This is a genomic window from Pantoea sp. UBA4549 (genome assembly GCF_002387285.1).
GTDB classification, from domain to species: domain Bacteria; phylum Pseudomonadota; class Gammaproteobacteria; order Enterobacterales; family Enterobacteriaceae; genus Pantoea; species Pantoea borealis.
In genome coordinates this window covers 823,539-846,557 of sequence record NZ_DGLH01000009.1, presented here as the reverse complement: position 1 = coordinate 846,557, position 23,019 = coordinate 823,539, and the positions used below count along the sequence as shown (strand labels likewise).

General features: G+C 57.5%; 16 protein-coding genes. 8 read left to right on the top strand and 8 right to left on the bottom strand.

The features are described from left to right. The first annotated feature begins 2 nt into the window (after positions 1-2). The 6 genes from mukF (at position 3) to B3041_RS10700 (ending at position 9,884) form a co-directional block, all read left to right on the top strand. A complete protein-coding gene (gene mukF, locus B3041_RS10725) occupies positions 3-1,325 on the top strand; it encodes a chromosome partition protein MukF (protein ID WP_065649691.1) in 1,323 nt (440 codons plus the stop codon). After that, positions 1,306-2,046 (top strand): chromosome partition protein MukE, encoded by a 741-nt coding sequence (mukE, locus tag B3041_RS10720; protein ID WP_065649690.1) that lies wholly within the window; start codon positions 1,306-1,308, stop codon positions 2,044-2,046. The genes mukF and mukE overlap by 20 nt, the downstream gene beginning before the upstream one ends. Further along, the gene (gene mukB / locus B3041_RS10715) at positions 2,043-6,509 is read left to right on the top strand and encodes a chromosome partition protein MukB (protein WP_292972256.1); all 4,467 of its coding nucleotides are present in this window, start codon (positions 2,043-2,045) and stop codon (positions 6,507-6,509) included. Before mukE ends, mukB begins: the two co-directional genes overlap by 4 nt. A 155-nt stretch (positions 6,510-6,664) precedes the next feature. Next, positions 6,665-8,479, top strand: a complete 1,815-nt coding sequence (ldtD, locus tag B3041_RS10710; RefSeq protein ID WP_065649688.1) for a L,D-transpeptidase — start codon at positions 6,665-6,667, stop codon at positions 8,477-8,479. A 187-nt stretch (positions 8,480-8,666) separates the two neighbouring features. After that, positions 8,667-9,218: a YcbK family protein gene (locus tag B3041_RS10705; protein WP_039383591.1), complete on the top strand. Its 552-nt coding sequence runs from the start codon at positions 8,667-8,669 to the stop codon at positions 9,216-9,218. A 36-nt stretch (positions 9,219-9,254) separates the two neighbouring features. Beyond that, positions 9,255-9,884, top strand: coding sequence for an MBL fold metallo-hydrolase (locus tag B3041_RS10700; protein ID WP_292972251.1), 630 nt, complete (start codon positions 9,255-9,257; stop codon positions 9,882-9,884). Positions 9,885-9,938: 54 nt separating this feature from the next. Here the strand turns inward: B3041_RS10700 and B3041_RS10695 are convergent, their stop codons facing one another. The 4 genes from B3041_RS10695 to pncB form a co-directional block, all read right to left on the bottom strand. Continuing rightward, positions 9,939-11,129, bottom strand: a complete 1,191-nt coding sequence (locus B3041_RS10695) for an amino acid aminotransferase (protein WP_065649686.1) — start codon at positions 11,127-11,129, stop codon at positions 9,939-9,941. Positions 11,130-11,329: 200 nt separating this feature from the next. After that, complete coding sequence (gene ompC, locus B3041_RS10690; protein WP_108569208.1) at positions 11,330-12,445, bottom strand: porin OmpC; 1,116 nt, start codon at positions 12,443-12,445, stop codon at positions 11,330-11,332. A gap of 300 nt (positions 12,446-12,745) precedes the next feature. Beyond that, complete coding sequence (gene asnS, locus B3041_RS10685; RefSeq protein ID WP_065649684.1) at positions 12,746-14,146, bottom strand: asparagine--tRNA ligase; 1,401 nt, start codon at positions 14,144-14,146, stop codon at positions 12,746-12,748. 212 nt (positions 14,147-14,358) lie between these two features. After that, complete coding sequence (pncB, locus tag B3041_RS10680) at positions 14,359-15,564, bottom strand: nicotinate phosphoribosyltransferase (RefSeq protein ID WP_292972511.1); 1,206 nt, start codon at positions 15,562-15,564, stop codon at positions 14,359-14,361. Between the two features lie 270 nt (positions 15,565-15,834). Between pncB and pepN the strand changes: the two genes are divergently transcribed. Beyond that, positions 15,835-18,450, top strand: coding sequence for an aminopeptidase N (pepN, locus tag B3041_RS10675; RefSeq protein WP_292972244.1), 2,616 nt, complete (start codon positions 15,835-15,837; stop codon positions 18,448-18,450). A 179-nt stretch (positions 18,451-18,629) separates the two neighbouring features. After that, positions 18,630-19,271 (top strand): metal-binding protein ZinT, encoded by a 642-nt coding sequence (gene zinT, locus B3041_RS10670; RefSeq protein WP_292972242.1) that lies wholly within the window; start codon positions 18,630-18,632, stop codon positions 19,269-19,271. Positions 19,272-19,315: 44 nt separating this feature from the next. Here the strand turns inward: zinT and ssuB are convergent, their stop codons facing one another. The 4 genes from ssuB to B3041_RS10650 are packed head-to-tail and all read right to left on the bottom strand — an operon-like array spanning position 19,316 to position 23,018. Continuing rightward, on the bottom strand, positions 19,316-20,107 hold the full coding sequence (ssuB, locus tag B3041_RS10665) for an aliphatic sulfonates ABC transporter ATP-binding protein (RefSeq protein ID WP_292972240.1): 792 nt from the start codon (positions 20,105-20,107) through the stop codon (positions 19,316-19,318). After that, on the bottom strand, positions 20,104-20,895 hold the full coding sequence (gene ssuC, locus B3041_RS10660) for an aliphatic sulfonate ABC transporter permease SsuC (RefSeq protein WP_065649680.1): 792 nt from the start codon (positions 20,893-20,895) through the stop codon (positions 20,104-20,106). The genes ssuB and ssuC overlap by 4 nt, the downstream gene beginning before the upstream one ends. A gap of 9 nt (positions 20,896-20,904) precedes the next feature. Then, positions 20,905-22,050, bottom strand: coding sequence for an FMNH2-dependent alkanesulfonate monooxygenase (gene ssuD / locus B3041_RS10655; protein WP_292972237.1), 1,146 nt, complete (start codon positions 22,048-22,050; stop codon positions 20,905-20,907). Between the two features lie 14 nt (positions 22,051-22,064). After that, positions 22,065-23,018 carry a sulfonate ABC transporter substrate-binding protein gene (locus B3041_RS10650; protein WP_414692382.1) on the bottom strand — a complete coding sequence of 318 codons (954 nt, stop codon included), beginning with the start codon at positions 23,016-23,018 and terminating at the stop codon, positions 22,065-22,067. Position 23,019: the final 1 nt, after the last annotated feature.

Genomic DNA, 23,019 nt, shown 5'->3' with positions numbered 1-23,019 from the left:
CTATGAGCGATTTTTCCCAGACGGTGCCAGAACTGGTGGCCTGGGCACGCAAAAACGATTTTTCGCTTGCGCTGCCGGTAGAACGTCTGGCCTTTTTGCTGGCCATTGCCACCCTCAACGGTGAGCGCATGGACGGTGAGATGAGTGAAGGTGAACTGACTGACGCGTTTCGTCACGTCAGCAAAGCGTTTGAACAGACGCATGAAACCGTACAGGTACGTGCGAACAATGCGATTAACGATCTGGTCCGGCAGCGGCTGATTAACCGGTTTACCAGCGAAGTGTCTGAAGGGCACGCTATCTACCGCCTGACGCCGCTGGGAATTGGCATCACTGACTACTATATCCGCCAGCGCGAATTCTCCACGCTGCGTCTCTCGATGCAGCTCTCAATTGTGGGTCAGGAGCTGAAGCGCGCTGCGGATGCCGCTGAAGAAGATGGTGATGAATTTCACTGGCACCGCAACGTATTTGCCCCGCTGAAATATTCCGTTGCGGAGATTTTTGACAGCATTGATATGACGCAGCGTCTGATGGATGAGCAGCAGCAGACGGTAAAAAATGATATTGCCGCGCTGCTCAATAAAGACTGGCGCGCCGCGATCTCCAGCTGTGAACTGCTGCTCTCTGAAACTTCCGGCACGCTGCGTGAACTGCAGGATACGCTGGAGGCCGCAGGCGATAAGCTGCAGGCAAACCTGCTGCGCATTCAGGATGCCACGCTGAGCAGTCCCGATCTCGGCTTTGTCGATAAACTGGTTTATGACCTGCAGAACAAACTCGATCGCATCATCAGCTGGGGCCAGCAGGCGATTGACCTCTGGATCGGCTATGACCGTCACGTACACAAGTTTATCCGTACTGCGATTGATATGGATAAGAACCGGGTCTTTGCTCAGCGACTGCGTCAGTCGGTACAGAACTATTTTGATCGGCCGTGGATGCTGACTTACGCCAGCGCTGACCGCCTGCTCGATATGCGCGATGAAGAGATGACGCTGCGTAACGACGAGGTCATGGGCGAGCTTCCGCCGGAAATGGAGTATGAAGAGTTTAACGAGATCCGCGAGCAGCTGGCCGCCATGATTGAAGAGGCGCTGGCTGTGTATCGCCGTGAGCAAAAACCGCTGCACCTTGCCACCGTCATGCGTGAATACCTTGCGCAATATCCGCGTGCGCGCCATTTCGATCTGGCGCGTATCGTGATCGATCAGGCGGTGCGGCTGGGCGTTGCTGAAGCAGATTTAGCCGGTTTGCCAGCAGAATGGCAGACCATTAATGATTACGGAGCCAAGGTGCAGGCGCATGTCATCGACAAATATTGAACAAGTGATGCCGGTTAAACTGGCACTGGCGCTGGCCAACCCTCTTTTTCCGGCGCTCGACAGTCAGCTGCGCGCGGGCCGGCATATCGGTATCGAAGAGCTGGATAATCACGCTTTTCTGATGGATTACCAAAACTATCTCGAAGAGTTTTATGCCCGCTATAACGTGGAGCTGATCCGCGCGCCAGAAGGCTTTTTCTATCTGCGGCCGCGCTCAACCACGCTGATTCCACGCTCGGTGCTCTCCGAGCTGGATATGATGGTAGGCAAAATTCTCTGTTATCTCTATCTGAGCCCGGAGCGCCTGGCAAACGAGGGGATTTTTACCCAGCAGGAGCTCTATGATGAGCTGCTGTCGCTGGCGGATGAACACAAGCTGCTCAAGCTGGTTAATCAGCGTTCGACCGGTTCCGATCTCGATCGCACCCGTCTGCAGGAGAAGATGCGCGCCTCGCTGAGCCGTCTGCGCCGCCTGGGGATGGTGTGGTTTATGGGTAACGACAGCAGCAAATTTCGCATTATGGAATCAGTCTTTCGCTTTGGTGCTGACGTCCGCAGCGGCGACGATCCGCGCGAGGCGCAGCTGCGTCTGATCCGGGTCGGTGAAGCGATGACGCCCGAAGAGGCTGCCGTTTCTGCTACAGCCGATGAGGCGGATCAGGAGAATGAACATGCGGACACAGGTGATGCGACCGATAACGCGGAGGAGAAGCAGGCATGATTGAACGCGGTAAGTTTCGTTCGCTGACACTGATCAACTGGAATGGCTTTTTTGCCCGCACCTTTGATCTCGATGAGCTGGTCACCACGCTTTCCGGCGGTAACGGTGCCGGTAAATCCACCACCATGGCCGCATTTGTTACGGCGATGATCCCCGATTTAACCCTGCTGCACTTCCGTAATACAACGGAAGCGGGTGCTACTTCAGGCTCCCGCGACAAGGGGCTTCACGGCAAGCTGCGCGCCGGCGTCTGCTATTCGGTGCTGGATGTGGTCAATTCACGCCACCAGCGCGTTGTGGTCGGGGTGCGTCTGCAGCAGGTTGCCGGACGCGATAAGAAAGTGGATATCAAACCGTTCAGTATTCATGGTCTGCCCGCCGATGCGCTGCCCACAGACATGCTGACCGAGATCCTCAACAGCCGTCAGGCGCGCGTGCTGCCGCTGACCGAGGTTAAGGATCGCGTTGAGGCGCAGGAAGGGGTGCAGTTCCGTCAGTACAACTCCATTACTGACTATCACGCGATGCTGTTTGAACTCGGCGTGGTGCCGCGTCGCCTGCGTTCTGCCAGCGATCGCAGTAAATTCTACCGGCTGATTGAGGCGTCCCTCTACGGCGGTATCTCCAGCGCCATCACCCGTTCGCTGCGCGACTATCTGCTGCCGGAAAACGGCGGCGTGCGTAAAGCGTTTCAGGATATGGAAGCGGCACTGCGTGAAAACCGCATGACGCTGGAAGCGATTCGCGTCACCCAGTCCGATCGCGATCTGTTTAAACATCTGATCTCCGAAGCAACCAGCTACGTTTCAGCTGACTATATGCGCCATGCAAACGAACGGCGTGTGCATCTGGACGGGGCGCTGCAGCTACGTAATGAGCTGTTCAGCAGCCGCAATCAGCTGGTGTCGGAGCAGTATCGTCACGTGGAAATGGCGCGTGAGCTGGCTGAGCACAGCGCCGCGGAAAGCGATCTGGAGATCGATTATCAGGCGGCCAGCGATCATCTCAATCTGGTACAGACCGCAATGCGCCAGCAGGAGAAAATCGCGCGTTATGATGCCGATCTGGAAGAGCTGAGCTACCGGCTGGAAGAGCAGAATGAGGTCGTTGCTGAAGCGCGTGAGCTTCAGGAAGAGAATGAGGCGCGCGCCGAAGCGGCAGAGATTGAAGTGGATGAGCTGAAAAGTCAGCTGGCTGATTTCCAGCAGGCGCTGGATGTTCAGCAGACGCGCTCTATTCAGTATCAGCAGGCGCTGCAGGCGCTGGAAAAAGCGCGTACGCGCTGTCAGCTGCCGGATCTGACCATTGATAACGCCGCTGACTGGCTGGAGACGTTCCAGGCACGCGACGAAGAGGCGACCAGCCAGCTGCTGCGTCTGGAGCAGAAACTGAGCATGGCGGAAGCCGCGCACAGCCAGTTCGAGCAGGCGCTGGCGCTGGTGACCAGTATTGCCGGTGATGTCAGCCGTCAGGACGCCTGGCAGGTGGGCCGTCAGCTGCTGCGCGACGCCGCGAATCAGCGCCACTATGCTGACCAGCTGGCGTCACTGCGCCTGCGCCTGAACGAATCCGAAGGCCGCCTGCGCGAGCAGCATGAGGCTGAACGCCTGCTGGCAGAGTTCTGCAAGCGTCAGGGCCAGCATTATGAAGCAGACGCGCTGGAAGGGCTTCAGCGCGAACTGGAAGCGCAGATTGAGCAGCTTAGCGCGACCGTTGCAGAAGCTGGTGAACAGCGCATGCAGATGCGTCAGGAGCTGGAGCAGCTGCGCGAACGTATCGCAACGCTGACGGCCCGCGCACCGCACTGGCTGGCCGCTCAGGAAATCCTGACGCAGCTCAGTGAACAGACCGGTGAGCAGCTGAGCAGCAGTCAGCAGGTGACCGCCTTTATGCAGCAGCTGCTGGAGCGCGAGCGTGAAACCACCGTCGAGCGCGATGAAGTTGCGGCGCGTAAACGCGAGATTGAGCAGCAGATTGAACGCCTCAGTCAGCCTGGCGGCGCGGAAGATGCGCGTCTCACCCAGCTGGCAGAACGGTTTGGCGGCGTGCTGCTGTCAGAAATTTATGACGATGTCACGCTGGACGATGCACCCTATTTCTCTGCGCTCTATGGGCCTTCGCGCCACGCCATCGTGGTGCCGGATCTCGCGCTGATACGCGAGCAGCTGGAAGGGCTGGAAGAGTGCCCGGAAGATCTCTATCTGATTGAAGGCGATCCGCAATCCTTTGATGACAGCGTATTCAGCGTAGAGGAGCTGGATAAGGCCGTTGTGGTGAAAGTCGCAGAACGTCAGTGGCGCTATTCGCGTTTTCCTAAGGTGCCGCTGTTTGGCCGTGCCGCGCGTGAAAATCAGCTTGAACTGCTGGGCATTGAACGCGACAGGCTGGCAGAACGCTACGCGACGCTCTCTTTTGACGTACAGAAAACGCAGCGTCTGCATCAGTCTTTCAGCCGCTTTATCGGCAGCCATCTGGCAGTTGCGTTTGATGACGATCCGGAAGCGCAAATCCGTCAGCTTAATAGCCGGCGCAGTGAGCTGGAGCGCGGGCTGGCGCAGCATGAGAGTAATAATCAGCAGCAGCGCGCGCAGTTTGAACAGGCGCGCGACGGCGTCGCCCAGCTTAACCGCCTGCTGCCGCGCGTAAACCTGCTGCTGGATGACACCCTGCCGGATCGCTGCGAAGAGATCCGCGAGCGGGTCGAAGAGGCGCAGGAGGCGGCACGCTTCCTGCACCAGCACGGCAGCAAACTCAGCAAGCTGGAGTCGCTGGTGGCGGTGCTGCAGAACGATCCGCAGCAGCACGACCAGCTGCAGCGCGACTACCAGCAGGCGCAGGCGCAGCAGCTCAGTGCACGCCAGCAGGCGTTTGCGCTGACGGAAGTGGTACAGCGCCGCGCCCACTTCAGCTATGCCGATTCAGCCGGTATGCTGACCGGCAACAACGATCTCTCTGAGAAGCTGCGGCAGCGTCTGGAGCAGGCTGAAGGTGAGCGCAGCCGCGCCCGTGAACGCCTGCGTGAACATCAGGCGCAGCTGACGCAATACTCGCAGGTACTGGCCTCGCTGCGCAGTTCGCACGATGCCAAACGCGACATGCTGAAAGAGCTGCAGCAGGAGATGCAGGATATCGGCGTTCATGCCGATGCCAGCGCGGAAGAGCGGGCGCGTATCCGGCGCGATGAGCTCTATACCGCGCTCAGTCATAACCGCGCCCGGCGTAACCAGCTGGAAAAACAGCTGACGTTCTGCGAAGCAGAAATGGACAGCCTGCAGAAAAAGCTGCGCAAACTGGAACGCGATTACCGCATACTGCGTGAGCAGGTGGTCAGTGCCAAAGCGGGCTGGTGCTCCGTGCTGCGTCTGGTGAAAGACAACGGCGTGGAGCGACGGCTGCACCGGCGCGAGCTGGCCTATATGAGCGGTGACGAGCTGCGCTCGATGTCCGATAAAGCCCTGGGCGCGCTGCGCCTTGCGGTGGCGGATAATGAGCACCTGCGTGATGTTCTGCGTATGTCAGAAGATCCCAAACGTCCGGAGCGTAAAATTCAGTTCTTTATCGCCGTCTATCAGCATCTGCGCGAACGTATCCGTCAGGATATTATCCGCACCGACGATCCGGTCGAGGCGATTGAGCAGATGGAGATTGAACTCAACCGTCTGACCGAAGAGCTGACGGCGCGTGAGCAGACGCTGGCGATCAGCTCACGCAGTGCGGCCAACATTATTCGCAAGACTATTCAGCGCGAACAGAACCGCATCCGGCAGCTTAACCAGGGGCTGCAGACGGTGAGTTTTGGTCAGGTGAAAAGCGTGCGGCTTAACGTCAACGTACGTGAAACGCACGCCACGCTACTGGACACGCTCTCCGAAGAGCACGAGCAGCATCAGGATCTCTTTACCAGTAACCGGCTGACATTCTCAGAAGCGCTGGCCAAACTCTATCAGCGTCTTAATCCGCAGATCGATATGGGCCAGCGTACGCCGCAGACCATTGGTGAGGAGCTGCTGGATTACCGCAACTATCTGGAGATGGAAGTGGAGGTAAACCGGGGTTCTGACGGCTGGCTGCGTGCGGAAAGCGGGGCGCTCTCAACCGGCGAGGCGATTGGTACCGGGATGTCGATTCTGGTAATGGTGGTGCAGAGCTGGGAAGAGGAGTCGCGTCGTCTGCGCGGCAAAGATATCTCACCGTGCCGCCTGCTGTTCCTTGATGAAGCGGCGCGTCTGGATGCCCGCTCAATCGCGACGCTGTTTGAACTCTGTGAGCGCCTGGAGATGCAGCTGGTGATCGCCGCCCCGGAAAATATCAGTCCGGAAAAGGGCACCACGTACAAACTGGTTCGTAAAGTATTTAACAATACGGAGCATGTCCACGTGGTAGGTCTGCGTGGTTTTTCCGCCGATCCGGCACCGGTAAAAACGGCGCAAAGCGAGCTGGGGCTGGAAACGCAAAATAGCTAAGCGCCTGTCTGGTTAAACCGCGCAACCAGCGTTAATCTGTAAACGGCATTGGCCCTGAGAGGCGAATGCCGTTTTTTCTTTATATACTCATCATGAAAGTCAGGTTGTACGCAGCGCACAGGGCAGGCTGCGTCTCAGGTAACAAGGGGGCAGGGATGTTGCTGAGTAAAATGTTCAGATTTAATCGCATGGCGCTGGTGTTTAGCGTTGTGCTGGCAGGCGTGCCGCTGGCCTCAGGGCAGGCTGCACAAACCGCCAGCATGACAGCCGGCGGGCACGGCACCACGTCAGTGGCGGCCAGCCAGCAGCAGATCCTGCAGGCATTCAGTGCCAGCGATCGCCCTTTTTACCTGCCGGGTCTGGCGGGTCTTTATGCAGCGCGCGGAATGGCGCCGCTCTGGCAGGACCGCGATGCGGTACAGGCGTTTCAGCAGCAGCTGGCTGAGGTCGCGCTTTCAGGCGTGCAGCCACAGTTCAGCCGCTGGGTTGAGCGGCTGACCGATCCGGACATTAAAGGCTTTGCGCGCGATGTGGTGCTGAGCGATGCCATGCTGGGTTACCTGCAGTTTGTGGCGGGCGTACCGGCGCAGGGTGAAACCTGGCTTTACAGCAATGTGCCCTACCGGCTCACCATGCCGTCGCTGTCAGCGATCAATCAGTGGCAGAACGCGGTCAACGCAGGCGGCAGCCGCGCGTTTGTGGCCTCACTGCAGCCGCAGCATCCGCAGTATCAGCCGATGCATGCGGCGCTGAAGACGCTGCTGACAGATAACCGTCCCTGGCCGCAGCTGCGCGATAAAGCGACGCTGCGTCCGGGGCAGGTCAGTGATGATGTGCCGGCGCTGCGGGAAATTCTCCAGCGAACCGGTATGCTGACCGCATCCGGTCACACCACCACCCCTGCGCCTGATGAGGATGCAGTACCGGCGGGCACCGTGCCGGTCAGTGAAAGCAACCAGCCGGTGGCAGTGAGTCCGTCCGCCACCAGCGTGACCGATCTCCCGACGCCGGCGCCGCAGCCGGCAGGAAATATTCTGGCCAATACGCCTCCTGCAGCCAGCAATGTTTATGACGCTGAACTGGTTGAAGGCGTCAAGCGCTTTCAGCACTGGCAGGGGCTGGCGGATGACGGGGCAATTGGTCCGCGCACCCGCGAGTGGCTGAATGTCTCACCGCAGATGCGCGCCTCACTGCTGGCGCTGAACATACAGCGCCTGCGGCTGCTGCCGGATGATATGCATAACGGAATAATGGTGAATATTCCCAACTATTCGCTGACCTATTATAACAACGGCAGCACGGTGCTCTCATCGCGGGTTATTGTCGGGCGACCCGATCGCAAAACGCCGCTGATGCGCAGCGCGCTGAACAATGTGGTGCTGAATCCACCATGGAACGTGCCGACCACGCTGGTGCGTCAGGATATTGTACCGAAGGTGAAGCAGGATCCCGGTTACCTCTACCGGCACGGCTATACGCTGCTGTCGGGCTGGAGCGCTGACGCTGAAGTGATCGATCCGACCATGATCAACTGGCAGATGGTCTCTGCTGCCAGTTTCCCGTATCGCATCCGTCAGGCGCCGGGCGCCACCAATTCACTGGGGCGCTATAAATTTAATATGCCGAGCTCAGACGCCATCTATCTGCACGATACCCCTAATCATGGGCTGTTTCAGCGCGATATCCGTGCGCTCAGCTCCGGCTGCGTACGCGTGAATAAAGCGTCCGATCTGGCTAACCTGCTGCTGCAGGACGCCGGCTGGAACGACAGCCGCATCTCCAGCACCCTGAAACAGGGTGATACGCGCTATGTGCCGATTCGGCATCGTATTCCGGTAAATCTTTACTATCTGACCGCCTGGGTCAGCGATGATGGACAGGCGCAATATCGTACAGATATTTACAATTATGATAATACGGCGCGTTCCGGCAGCCAGGTACTGGCCAGAGCGGGGCAGCTCCTGCTGTAGCGTGCTGATTTTCGCCAGATTGTCGGGGCGTGAAACGCAAACCAGACCCGGCCAGAAATTTGCTTCTGGTCGGGTTTTGTACATTCTGAGACAGATTCCGGGTTGACTGATATCCACGCTGCCGTTACTGTGCGGCCTTGTGTACTTTTTACACATTCACTGTGTTTTATTCAGGTAACCTCGTTTCATGGCTAATATCGATTCTCAGCGTCGCCGCTTACTGCTGCTTGGCGGCGCAGCAGCAGGCCTCTCCCTGCTTCCCGGTTCAGCGCTGGCCTCTGTGTCAACGTCACGTCCGCGTATTCTGACGCTCAGCAACATGCATACCGGTGAAACCCTCAAAACCGAGTTTTTCAACGGCAAAAGCTACGACCGCGACGAGCTGGCGCGCCTTAATCACTTTTTCCGCGACTACCGCGCAAATAAAGTAAAAAGCATCGATCCGCATCTGTTTGACCAGCTCTATCGGCTGCAGGCGCTGCTGGATACCCGCAAACCGGTACAGCTCATTTCAGGCTACCGCACGCTGTCGACCAACAACATGCTGCGTGAATCAGGCCCCGGCGTGGCGAAGCATAGCTACCACACCAAAGGTCAGGCGATGGATTTCCATATTGAGGGCATTGCCCTGAGCAATGTGCGTAAAGCGGCGTTATCTATGCGCGCGGGTGGTGTAGGATATTATCCACGCAGCAACTTCGTACACATCGATACCGGGCCTGCAAGGCACTGGTCCTGACGCCGGCAGCGCTGCGTGTGCCGGCCATGGAGCGTTATGAATTATCACATTATTCCGGTTACCGCCTTTTCACAAAACTGCTCAGTGATCTGGGATGAAGAGACAGGGGTTGCAGCCCTGGTCGATCCCGGCGGCGACGCGGAAACCATCAAAGCGGTGCTGGCGGAGCGCGGCCTGAAGCCGGCGCAGATTTTACTGACGCATGGCCATCTCGACCATGCCGGCGCGGCGGCAGAGCTGGCGGCCCATTTTCAGATACCGGTGACGAGCCCGCATAAGCTGGACAAGATCTGGCTCGATAATCTGCCCACGCAGAGCCGGATGTTTGGTCTGCCGGAGTGCGCTCCGCTGACGCCGGATCGCTGGCTGGAAGAGGGTGAGGTGGTGGAACTGGGCAACGTGGCGCTGGAGGTGCTGCACTGTCCGGGGCATACGCCGGGGCACATCGTGTTTTTTGATCGGGCCGGGAAGCTGCTGATCTCAGGAGACGTGATCTTCAGCGGCGGCGTCGGGCGAACCGACTTCCCGCAGGGCAGCCACAGCGATCTGATCAACGCGATAAAAACCAAACTGCTGCCGCTGGGCGACGGGACTGCTTTTGTGCCCGGGCACGGGCCGGTATCCACGCTGGGACGTGAGCGTCTGAGCAATCCTTTCCTGCAGTAGCCATAAAAAAGCGGCGGGTGAGTACTTCGCCCGCCGCCTGTTCACGCATTCCGCTTACAGTACCGCGACTATCGCTTCACACAGCGCCGACATATTATCCGGCGTCATGCCTGCCACGTTGACGCGACCTGAGTTCACCGCATACACGCCAAATTCGTCACGCAAACGCACTACCTGATCTTTGGTCAGACCGCTGAATGAGAACATGCCGTTCTGTTTAATAATGAAGCTGAAATCCTGGCGTGCGCCTTTCTCCGCCAGCGTGTTCACAAACAGCTGACGCATACGCTGAATGCGCTGACGCATATCGGTCAGCTCCTGCACCCAGATAGTACGCAGCGCCTCATTGCTGAGGATAGTGGCGACAACAGCAGCACCGTGCGACGGCGGATTAGAGTAGTTGGCACGAATGCTGTATTTTACCTGGCTGAACGCGGTTTTAGCCGTGTCGCTGCTGGCCGCCACCAGCGTCAGGGCACCGACGCGCTCGTTATAGAGGCCAAAGTTTTTAGAGTAAGAGCTGGCAACCAGCAGCTCCTGATGGGTGGCGGCAAAAATGCGCAGGCCTTCCGCATCTTCATCCAGGCCGCGTGCAAAGCCCTGATAGGCAAAGTCAAACAGCGGCAGCCAGCCTTTTTCCTGTGACAGCGCTGCAAGTTGCTGCCACTGCTCGCGGGTCGGGTCAATGCCGGTCGGGTTGTGGCAGCAGCCGTGGAACAGAACCACGTCGCCCGCCTGCGCCTGCTGCAGCGCCGCCAGCATGCCATCGAAATCCAGCGTATGGTTTGCAGCGTCGTAATACTGATATTCGCACACCTCAAGACCGGCAGCGTTAAACACGTTTTTGTGGTTTGGCCAGCTTGGGTTGCTCACCCAGACGCGTTTAACACCGGTCTGCGTGGCAAGAAAATCCGCTGCGACGCGCAGGGCGCCGGTGCCGCCTGGCGTCTGCGCCGTGCAGGCGCGGCCCGCGGCGATAAGCGGGCTGTCGTTGCCAAACAGCAATGCCTGAGTGCAGCGGGCGAAGTCGGGCAGCCCGTCAATGCTCAGATAGTTTTTAGTCGTCTCATTTTCCAGCAGATACTGCTCAGCTTTTTTCACGCTGGTCAGCACCGGCGTTTTTCCGGTTTCATCTTTGTATACGCCAATGCCCAGATTAATTTTATGCGGACGGTCATCAGCGCGAAACAGATCGGCCAGCCCCAGAATAGGGTCGGCAGGTGCGGCAGAGATAGATTCAAACATGAGTCAGTTCCGTTTGGGTGAACTTTAGCGAAATGAGCTATCAGGTTAACGTCAGACGCGGGGCTTGCCAACCGCCCATCTCAAAAAGAATTGTGCCAGTGGCGGATATAAGCACTGCTAATTGCGAGGTGGATCACTGAAAAGAAAAACGGAGCCATCAGGCTCCGTTTTACGTGGTTAAACCGTGCTGATCCGCAGGATCAGAACTGGTAAACCAGGCCTACGCCAACGGTGTCATCAGTAGTGATGCCAGCTGCGCGGGTAAAGTCATTTTCATCCATCAGGTTGATCTGGTAGTCAACATAGGTAGACATGTTTTTGTTGAAGTAGTAGTAAGTACCCACTGAAACGTACTTATACAGGTCCTGATCGCCCCAGGTCTCGATGTCCTTGCCTTTAGACTGGACGTAAGCCAGGGATGGACGCAGACCGAAGTCGAACTGGTACTGAGCAACGGCTTCAAACTTCTGCTCTTTGTTTACTGCGCCTGCACGATCAAGGTCGCCAGCTGGAGTAGCAACAGAAGTACTGATCCAGGTTGAGTTACGGCTCTCACCGTACATCGCAGCCAGGTACACGTTGTTCGCGTCATATTTCAGCGCGGTTGACCAGGCGTCAGCTTTCTCGCTGCCGTTACCGTAGAAGTTAGCCTGCTGGCCGTTGGTACGGTCAGAAGAGGTGTACGCAGCAGAGATGCCTACGCCGATCTCAGAGGTATAGGTTAAAGAAGTACCCCAGCCGTCGCCGTTCGCATTACTAATATCGCGTCCGGTATCAGCTTCGTCGTTTTTACCCTGATACTGCGCAGCGAACGCCAGGCCATCAACCAGGCCAAAGAAGTTGCTGTTGCGGTAGGTCGCCAGACCGTTAGAACGACCCAGCATAAAGTTGTCAGAACGGCCAGAGTCGCCGCCGAATACTGGCAGAACGTCGGTCCACGCCAGTGGATCGTAGCCTACACCGTAGTTACGACCGTAGTCGAATGAGCCGTAGTCGCCAAATTTCAGACCGGCAAAGCCCAGACGGGTTTTGGAACCTGAGGTACCCTGAGATTCAGCAACGTTTGCCTGGATGTTGTATTCCCACTGGCCGTAACCGGTCAGCTGGTCGGTAATCTGCGTTTCACCCTTGAAACCAAAGCGCACATAAGAGGCGTCGCCATCGTTGCCAGCGTCGTCAGAGAATGTGTGGCGTGCGTCAACTTTTCCGTAGAGGTCCAGTTTGTTGCCATCTTTGTTATAGATTTCTGCTGCATTTGCTGCACCGGCAGCTAACAGAGCAGGGATAACCACTGCAAGAATGTTGCGCTTCATCATTATTTATTACCCTCATTGGAGTTATCTGGACACCTGCCACTGCCGTCAGGAAAACTTTACAGGAACCCTGAAAGAAGTTTGGTGTCTCATATGTCTGCACGCATCTTTTCACTCCGCAGTTGCTATTTCTAGCCCGAAAATGATTCAAATCTCCTAATTGAGTATCAAAAAGAAAAATTGTGTGACAATTTGTAATAATTACGGAACTTTGTGAGATATCTCAAGATTTACAAAAATAAAAAAAGGCCGGCAGTGCCGACCTCGGTATATATATGAATTTCTTATATTTAATACCAGATATCAGAAATTCGCGTTGCGTGGGGTACGCGGGAAGGGGATAACGTCCCTTACATTTTGTACGCCGGTGACATAGGCGATCAAACGTTCAAACCCTAAACCAAAGCCGGCATGCGGTACGGTGCCGTAACGACGCAGGTCGCGATACCACCAGTAATCTTCTTTGTTCAGCCCCATTTCTGCCAGACGGGCATCCAGCACATCCAGTCGCTCTTCACGCTGTGATCCGCCAATGATTTCGCCAATGCCCGGTGCCAGGACATCCATTGCCGCCACGGTTTTACCGTCATCATTCATACGCATGTAGAACGCTTTAATATCTTTCGGGTAGTTCTTCACCACGACCGGCGCCTTAAAGTGTTTCTCGGCCAGATAACGCTCATGTTCAGAAGAGAGATCCACACCCCATGAAACCGGGTTTTCGAAGCTCTGACCGCTCTTCAGCAGAATGTCAACCGCATCGGTATAGTCTACCTGAGCAAAATCGGTGGTAACAAAACGCTCAAGGCGCGCCACGGCGTCTTTATCCACGCGCTCAGCAAAGAACGCCATGTCATCGGCACGTTCGTTCAGTACCGCTTTAAAGACATATTTCAGCATCGCTTCAGCCAGCGCTGCAGCGTCATCCAGCGTGGCAAACGCCACTTCCGGCTCCAGCATCCAGAATTCTGCCAGGTGGCGGCTGGTGTTGGAGTTTTCCGCACGGAACGTCGGGCCAAAGGTGTAGACTTTTGACAGCGCACAGGCGTAGGTTTCAGCATTCAGCTGACCCGATACGGTCAGAAACGCCTCTTTGCCAAAGAAATCTTTGTCATAGTCCACCTTGCCCTGCGGATCGCGCGGCAGGTTTTCCATATCCAGCGTTGATACGCGGAACATCTCGCCAGCGCCTTCAGTATCTGACGCGGTGATCAGCGGCGTGGAAACCCAGAAATAGCCGTTCTCATGGAAAAAGCGATGCAGCGCCTGCGCCAGAGTATGACGTACGCGCGCGACGGCGCCTACCAGGTTAGTACGCGGGCGCAGATGAGCCACTTCGCGCAGATATTCAATGCTATGACGCTTGGCGGCCATCGGATAAGTGTCGGGATCGTCAACCCAGCCGGTCACTTCAACACGGGTGGCCTGCAGCTCAAATGCCTGACCCTGGCCCGGTGATTCCACCACGGTGCCGGTGACAATGACCGAGCAGCCGGTGGTCAGACGCAGCACTTCATCCTGATAATTATTCAGAGAATTATTGACGACAGCCTGAACGGGATTAAAGCAGGAACCGTCATAAACGGCGATAAAGGAAAGACCGGCTTTGGAATCTCTTCGGGTACGCACCCAGCCGCGTACGGTGACTTCACTGTCAACCGCGACCCGGCCGTGCAGTACATCCGCTACAGGCACTACGCTCATAAAAATCTCTCTATATATAGATGAAATAACAGGTGTCCCGCCGCACTTTGCTATCGTCACAGGTGACACACAGTGCTGGCAGAAACAGCCAATTCTCCCACGTTCAGGGGTGTTGCTATGTTACTTGTGAGCCATCAGGAAACAAGCAAAATTGCGGGAAGCGAGTGATTTTAATGGCGGCGGGCAGGGTAGCGGACCCTGCCCGGGGCAGGTCAGCTGGCGCGTTTCACCAGCGGCAGGTCAAATGCTTTGCGCAGCGCACGGACAAAGGCTTTATCCTGACAAATCGTTTTACCCGGGCTGTCAGAGAGTTTAGCCACCGGTTTGCCGTTGCAGCTGACCAGTTTGATCACGATATTAAGCGGCGTTACGCCCGGAATATCGCAGGTCAGGCGCGTGCCAATACCAAACACCACGTTGGCACGCTGGCCAAAATGACGATAAAGCGCCAGCGCTTTATCCAGGTTGAGATTGTCAGAGAACACCAGCGTTTTGCTGCGCGGATCAATGCCGAGCCGCTCATAGTGCGCAACGGCTTTTTCACCCCACTCAACCGGATCGCCGGAGTCGTGGCGCAGCCCCTGATAGCGATGCGCAAAGCCGGGACCAAAGTCGCGTAAAAAGGCGTCCATGGTGATGCAGTCAGTGAGCGCAATGCCCAGCTGGTCATCATATTCATCCAGCCACGACTGCAGCGCCGCGCGCTGGCTGTTGGCCAGTACCGGGCTGATCTGCTGATGTGCCTGGAACCACTCGTGTGCCTGAGTGCCAACCGGCGTCAGCTGCAGGCGACGCGCCAGATCGTAATTACTGGTGCCAACCAGCCACGGAAAGTCTGCTTTTAGCGTACTGACAATCGTCTCCTGCACTTCCTGCGAATAGCGGCGGCGCGTGCCGAAATCCATCAGCTGAAAGCGGGACATATCGAGATCGGCCACCTGAGCCCGAAACGCCGAGAGCTTTTGCTGCAGATGTGCGACCGCCTGCTCTGCGGCGATCTGCGGCGTGCGGTGGCGGTGTACCACTTCACTGATCAGCGCCAGCAGCGGCACTTCCCACAGAATAACCTCGCGCCACGGGCCGCGGATCTGAATGCGCAGCTGGCCGCGTTCGTCCTGCACCTCAACCTGCGCCGGGTTGAAGCGAAAGGCGCGTAGCCAGGTCAGATAGTCGTGCTGGAAAAAAGGCAGGTTACTGAGCCAGGCAAATTCATCATCGCTCAGGGTTAACTCTTGCAGGGTATCAATTTGCGCGCGAATCTCGCCGGCATACTGGCCAAGCTGTTCATCGCTGCGACAGCGAAATTCTGCGGTAACCGGGACATCGTAGTAACGATGATATACGGCCTGCTGCATATGAAGCTTGTACGCATCGGTATCAAGCAGCGTGGTCAAAATCGGGGAAGCGTGTCCAGTCATGGTGCGTTTCAGCATCCTCTTCCGCGGAGCAGAGCCCGGTGTTTAACAAAATCCTAAAGACGCAGGAGTATAAAACAGTAATCTCTGCGATCACACCACATTTGCAGGTGGCGGGTCGAGGGTCAATTGTGCCATTGTTACTGAATTGTAGCCTTTTCTGCGCCGGCGCGCATTGCGCATGGCAACTCTCCGCCAGGCCGCTTAGACTTTGAGATATTTGCGCCACCGCAACAGGATGGCCTCAACATAACAACGATGCGAGAAGGATATATGACGCAACAGCCGCACATTAAATATCGCCACGACTACCGGGCGCCTGATTACACCATTACAGACATCGACCTGACATTTGATCTGGATGCCACAGAAACACGCGTGACGGCCATCAGCCAGGTGAAACGTCTCGGCACAGCCGATGCCAGTCTGCATCTTGATGGCGAAGCGCTGACGCTGGTTGAGCTGACGGTAGATGGCGCGCCCTGGCCGCACTATCGCGAAGAGGCGGGTACGCTGATCCTCAGCCAGCTGCCTGACAATTTTACGCTGCGCATTGTAAACCTGATCCATCCGGCTAAAAACAGCGCGCTGGAAGGACTGTATCAGTCAGGAGAAGCGCTCTGCACCCAGTGTGAGGCGGAAGGTTTCCGGCACATTACCTGGTATCTGGATCGTCCCGATGTGCTGGCGCGCTTTACCACCACGCTCCGGGCCGATCCGGTGCGCTACCCGTATCTGCTCTCCAACGGTAACAAGCTAAAGAGCGGCGAGCTGGACGACGGGCGTCACTGGGTAACGTGGCAGGATCCGTTCCCGAAACCCTGCTATCTGTTTGCGCTGGTGGCAGGCGACTTCGATGTGCTGCGCGACAGTTTTACCACCCGTTCAGGACGCGACGTCGCGCTGGAGATCTTTGTTGACCGCGGGAACCTCGATCGGGCCGACTGGGCGATGACCTCCCTGAAAGCCAGCATGAAATGGGATGAGGAGCGCTTCGGTCTCGAATATGACCTCGATATCTTTATGATTGTCGCGGTGGATTTCTTCAATATGGGCGCAATGGAGAACAAAGGCCTTAACGTCTTCAACTCCAAATATGTGCTGGCAAAAGCGGAAACCGCGACCGATAAAGATTATCTCGGCATTGAGGCGGTGATCGGTCATGAGTATTTCCATAACTGGACCGGTAACCGCGTGACCTGTCGCGACTGGTTCCAGCTCAGCCTGAAAGAAGGTCTGACGGTGTTCCGCGATCAGGAGTTCAGCTCCGATCTCGGCTCCCGCGCGGTGAACCGTATTGATAACGTGCGGGTGATGCGCGGTGCGCAGTTTGCCGAAGATGCCAGCCCGATGGCGCATCCGATCCGTCCGGATCAGGTGATTGAGATGAACAACTTCTATACCCTGACGGTGTATGAGAAGGGATCGGAAGTGATCCGCATGATGCATACGCTGCTGGGTGAAGAGAAGTTCCAGCAGGGCATGCAGTGCTACTTTGAACGTCACGACGGCAGTGCGGCAACCTGCGACGATTTTGTCCAGGCGATGGAAGATGCCTCTGGCGTAGACTTAACGCAGTTCCGCCGCTGGTACAGCCAGTCAGGTACGCCGGTAGTGAGCGTGCGCGATGATTATAATCCGGAGCTGGAGCAGTATACCCTGCATGTCACCCAGCATACGCCGCCAACCGCAGATGGTCAGGAGAAGCTGCCGCTGCACATTCCGCTGGATATTGAACTCTACGATAACGAAGGCAAAGTGATCCCGCTGCAGCATAACGGCCAGCCGGTGCATCATGTGCTGAACGTGACGCAGGCGTTTCAGACCTTTGTCTTTGATAACGTCTATTTTCAGCCGGTGCCATCGCTGCTGCGGGAATTCTCTGCACCGGTAAAACTGGACTATAAGTGGAGCGACGCACAGCTTACCTTCCTGATGCGTCACGCGCGCAATGAATTCTCCCGCTGGGATGCGGCGCAGAGTCTGCTGGCAACCTATATACGTCTCAACGTTGCGCGTTACCAGCAGGGCCAGCCGCTGTCGCTGCCTCTGCACGTCGCTGACGCTTTCCGCGCGGTGCTGCTGGATGAGCAGGGCGATCCGGCGCTGATGGCGCTGATCCTGACTCTGCCATCAGAAAATGAGATGGCAGAGCTGTTCGACATCATCGATCCACAGGCGATTGCCGCCGTACGCCATGCGCTGATGCGCACGCTGGCAAACGAGCTGAACGATGAGTGCTATGCGCTCTATCTGGCCAGCCAGAGCAGTGAATATCGCGTTGAGCATGCAGAAATTGGCCGGCGCGCGCTGAAAAATGTCTGCCTGAGCTATCTGGCGCTGGGCGATACGACGCAAGCCGATCGGCTGGTTCAGGCGCAGTATGCGCACGCCACGAATATGACCGATGCGCTGGCAGCACTTTCAGCTGCGGTGATGGCGCAGCTGCCGTGCCGCGATGCGCTGCTGGCTGCCTGGGATGAGCGCTGGCATCAGGACGGTCTGGTAATGGATAAATGGTTTATGCTGCAGGCGACCAGCCCGGCGCCAGAGGTGTTACGCAACGTACGGGCGCTGCTGAACCATCGCTCCTTTACCATGGGTAACCCTAACCGCATCCGGGCGCTGATTGGCGCATTCGCGGCGGGTAACCCGGCGGCGTTTCATGCACAGGATGGCAGCGGCTATCAGTTCCTGGTTGAGATGCTGACCGATCTCAACACGCGTAACCCGCAGGTGGCCGCACGCATGATTGAGCCCCTGATCCGCCTGAAACGCTACGATGCGGGACGTCAGGCGCTCATGCGTCAGGCGCTGCAGCAGCTAAAAGCGCTGGATAATCTCTCCGGCGATCTCTATGAGAAAATCACCAAAGCGCTGAACGCGTAATCCTCAGCCGCCGCGATCGTCACCGATCGCGGCGGCCCATTCTGCGGCTCCGCGGGCATGAATTCTGGCAAGACGCTCACGCTCAAACAGCTGCTTTTGTCAGCCATCTGTCAGGGTGTACTGTGCTGATTTATGTGTTATGTTATAACATCAATAAAACAGGACGTGAGTAGAGTAAGATGAAAGTAGCGTATTGGACACTATTTCTGGGAATAGCCTGCAGTTCACCGGTGTTTGCACACGGTGGTCATTCGCACGGGGCTCCGTTAAGTGCAAAAGAAGTCAGCGCGGCAAACGGCATTTTTGCCGATGCCGACATCAAAGATCGACCGCTTTCTGACTGGGAAGGCGTATGGCAGTCAGTGTATCCGTATGCCAAAGATGGCGCGCTGGATCCGGTATTTCGTAAAAAGGCGGCAGCTGATAAAACGCGCTCATTCAGCGACATTAAACACTATTATCTCACCGGCTATGCCAGCGATATCACTGATATCGGCATTGAAAACGACGTCATGGAGTTTACCGAAAAAGGCGAAGTCAGCAGCTGTAAATATGCGTACAAAGGCTACAAGGTGCTCAACTACGTTTCCGGTAAAAGAGGCGTGCGCTATCTGTTTGAGTGCACCGATAAAGCCAGTAAAGCGCCGCATTTTGTGCAGTTCAGCGACCATATTATCAGCCCGCGAAAATCGTCGCATTTTCACATTTTTACAGGCAACGTATCGCAGACCGCACTGTTTGATGAACTGGAAAACTGGCCCACTTTCTTTCCTTACCAGCTGACCAAAGCACAGGTGGTGGATGACCTGCTGCATCACTGATGTCGCCGCCCGCTGGCGAATCTGACGGCCAGCGGGCAGGGCGTTTAGCGCTGCCGGGCAAAGCGCAGCGGCTGTTCAGCGGCGCTGCGCTTCATTATCCGATCCAGCACGCCTGCTTCCAGCTCAGCCAGCCGTGCTGACCCTTTGCGGCGCGGGCGCGGCACATCAATCGTCAGATCAAGGCCAATTTTACCCTCTTCAATCAGTAAGACCCGATCGGCGAGTGCCACCGCCTCGCTGACATCATGCGTCACCAGCAGTACCGTAAAGTTATGCTGCTGCCAGAGTGATTCAATCAGCTCCTGCATCTCAATACGGGTTAAGGCATCCAGCGCGCCCAGCGGCTCATCCAGCAGCAGTAAGCCAGGGCGGTGGATCAGCGCCCGCGCCAGCGCCACGCGCTGCTTCTGTCCGCCCGAAAGGGCAGCAGGCCACTCATTTGCGCGATCGGCAAGGCCTACCGCCTCAAGTGCCGCCTGCGCAGCGCTGCGCCATTCGCGACCACGTAAGCCGAGTCCGACGTTATCGATCACTTTCTTCCACGGCAGCAGGCGCGCATCCTGAAACATCAGTCGCGTATCGTCGCGCGCCGCGGCCAGCGGCGCGTGACCCGCCAGCAACTCGCCCTGGCTGGCCACTTCCAGTCCGGCCAGCAGCCGCAGCAGAGTGCTTTTGCCGCAGCCGCTGCGTCCGACCACGGCAACAAACTGCTCGGCCGGAATATGCAGACTGACCTGGTCGAGAATAGTACGGTTGCCATAGTGCTTAGACAGATTACTGATGGCGACCGGCGTGCCGCTGATCAGGCGCGGCGGGTGCTGTACGGCATTGCTCATGCGTTGCTCTCCTTCAGTTGCCAGGCCGGGTGCCAGCGCAGCCAGATACGCTCCAGCAGCTGCGCCGCCACGTCTGCCAGTTTACCCAGCAGGGCATACAGAATAATGGCCACCACGACCACGTCAGTTTGCAGAAATTCGCGCGCGTTCATCGCCAGATAGCCGATGCCGGAGTTAGCTGAAATTGTTTCAGCCACAATCAGCGTCAGCCACATCAGACCCAGCGCAAAGCGCACGCCGACCATGATGCCGGGCAGGGCACCAGGCAGGATAACCTGCGTGAACAGCGACCAGCCGGAGAGGCCATAGCTGCGCGCCATCTCTATCAGGCCGCGATCGATATTTCGGATCCCGTGATAGGTATTGAGATAGATCGGAAACAGCGTACCAAGCGCGACCAGGAAAATTTTGGCCGATTCATCAATGCCGAACCAGAGGATCACCAGCGGGATCAGCGCCAGATGCGGCACATTGCGCAGCATCTGAAGTGAGGTATCCAGCAGGCGCTCACCGGTACGCGATGTGCCGGTGATAAGCCCCAGCACCAGCCCGAGCGAGCCGCCGATAGCAAAACCCAGCAGCGCGCGCCAGCTGCTGATCGCCAGGTGCTGCCACAGTTCGCCGCTGGCGGTCAGCTGCCAGAAGGTGGTCACAATTTTCTCCGGCGCCGGTAAAATCCGCGTGGAGAGCCAGCCCTGTGATGATGAAAGCTGCCATACCGCAATCACTCCCACCGGCAGCAGCCAGGGCAGCAGCGCATTGCGCAGCCTTTTTATCTGCTCAGACATCGTGTCCCCTTAGCTCTGCGCAACTTTCTGCGGCGTAAAATCATTGGCCACGGCTTCACCGTGCGCCTGCACGACGCGGGGTTTGGGCACCTCCGGCACGGCCAGGTCAAGATGGGGAAACAGCAGCTCGCCAACGCGATACGCTTCCTCCAGATGCGGATAGCCAGAGAGAATAAAGGTTTCAATGCCCAGCGCCTGATATTCGCGCATGCGCTCTGCAACAGTAGGCCCGTCGCCCACCAGCGCGGTACCGGCTCCGCCGCGTACCAGGCCGACCCCTGCCCAGAGGTTTGGACTGATCTCCAGCTTATCGCGCTGGCCGCCGTGCAGCGCAGCCATCCGCTGCTGCCCGACCGAATCCGTGCGGGCAAACGCCGCCTGTGCTTTGGCAATCGTGGCGTCATCCAGATGTGAAATGAGCCGATCCGCTGCCTGCCACGCCTCTTCATTGGTTTCGCGCACAATCACATGCAGACGAATACCGAAGCGCACCGTGCGCCCCTGCGCTGCGGCTTTGGCGCGAACCTGCTCAATTTTCTCTTTGACCAGCGCGGGCGGCTCGCCCCAGGTGAGATAAACATCAACCTGTTCAGCAGCCAGATCCTGCGCAGCATCAGAAGAGCCACCGAACCAGAGTGGCGGGCGCGGTTGCTGTACCGAACGGAACATCAGGCGGGCACCGCGCACTTTGACGTGTTTGCCCTCATAGTCCACCGTTTCACCTTCAGAAACGCGTCGCCAGATGCGGGTAAACTCCGCCGACTCTGCGTAGCGCTCGCGATGGTCGAGAAACACGCCATCGCCCGCCAGCTCTTCCGGATCGCCCCCGGTCACCAGGTTAAACAGCGCGCGGCCGTTAGAGAGGCGATCCAGCGTTGCCGCCTGGCGTGCGGCCTGGGTCGGCGAGATCACGCCGGGACGCAGTGCCACCAGAAAGCGCAGGCGCTGCGTAACCGGGATCAGCGAGGCTGCGACCAGCCAGGCATCTTCGCAGGAGCGTCCGGTCGGGATCAGGACGCCGCCAAAACCCAGCCGGTCAGCGGCCTGTGCTATCTGCTGCAGATAACCGTGATCAACCGGTCGGGCGCCATCAGCGGTCCCCAGATAGTGGCCATCGCCGTGCGTGGGAAGAAACCAGAAAACAGATACGCTCATTGTGTTATTCCTTATTAGTGGGCCGTACGGGGCTGCCAGATGCGATCGGCGATGGTGAGTTTGACCGGCAACAGATGGCTGCTATAAAACAGGTCGGCAGTCTGCTGCTGCGCGGCGGCGGTGCGTTCACTGACGGGTGTGATCGTGGTGGGCGGGCGATGGTCGAGATAGCTCGCCAGCACCGGTTCTGGCAGGCCCATCGCCTGCGCCAGCAGGTCGATACTCTGCGCGCGCTGGCTCTGCGTCAGCGCATCCGCCTCACTGAAGGTGGCCAGCACCTGGCTGAGGGTGTCGGGGCTGGCTTCAGCAAACTGTCGGGTCGCCAGATAGAAAGAGCCGGTCAGGTTCAGCGTGCTGCCGTCAGTGAGGACGCGTACGTTGCCCTGCTGCAGGGCGGCTGAGTAATAGGGATCCCAGATCGCCCAGGCGTCAACGTTACCCTGCTGAAACGCCGCGCGGGCATCGGCTGGCGTCAGATAGACCGGCTGAATATCGGTGAAACTCAGACCCGCCTGCTGCAGCGCGCGCAGCAGCAGATTGTGCGAGCTGGAGCCTTTCTGAAAGGCAACTTTGCGGCCTTTCAGGTCGGCCACGCTGTGGATGAGGCTGTTCTGCGGCACCAGGATCACTTCTGCTTTAGGTTTTGCGGGTTCCGATCCGACATAAAGCAAATCGGCGCCGGCGGCCTGCGCAAACAGCGGAGGAATATCCCCGGTGCTGCCTAAATCGATACTGCCGATATTAAGCGCTTCCAGCATCTGCGGGCCGGCAGGAAATTCAATCCACTTAATTGCCATTGCCGGAAAACGCTGCTCCAGCAGCCGATGCGATTTTGCCAGCACCATGCTGACCGAACCTTTCTGATAGCCGATGCGGATTTGAGCAGGCGCGTCCGCTGCGCTGGCCGTCAGGGTAAACAGAGCAGCCAGCGCCGGCAGCAGCAGAGCCGTTATAAGTCGTTTCACGATA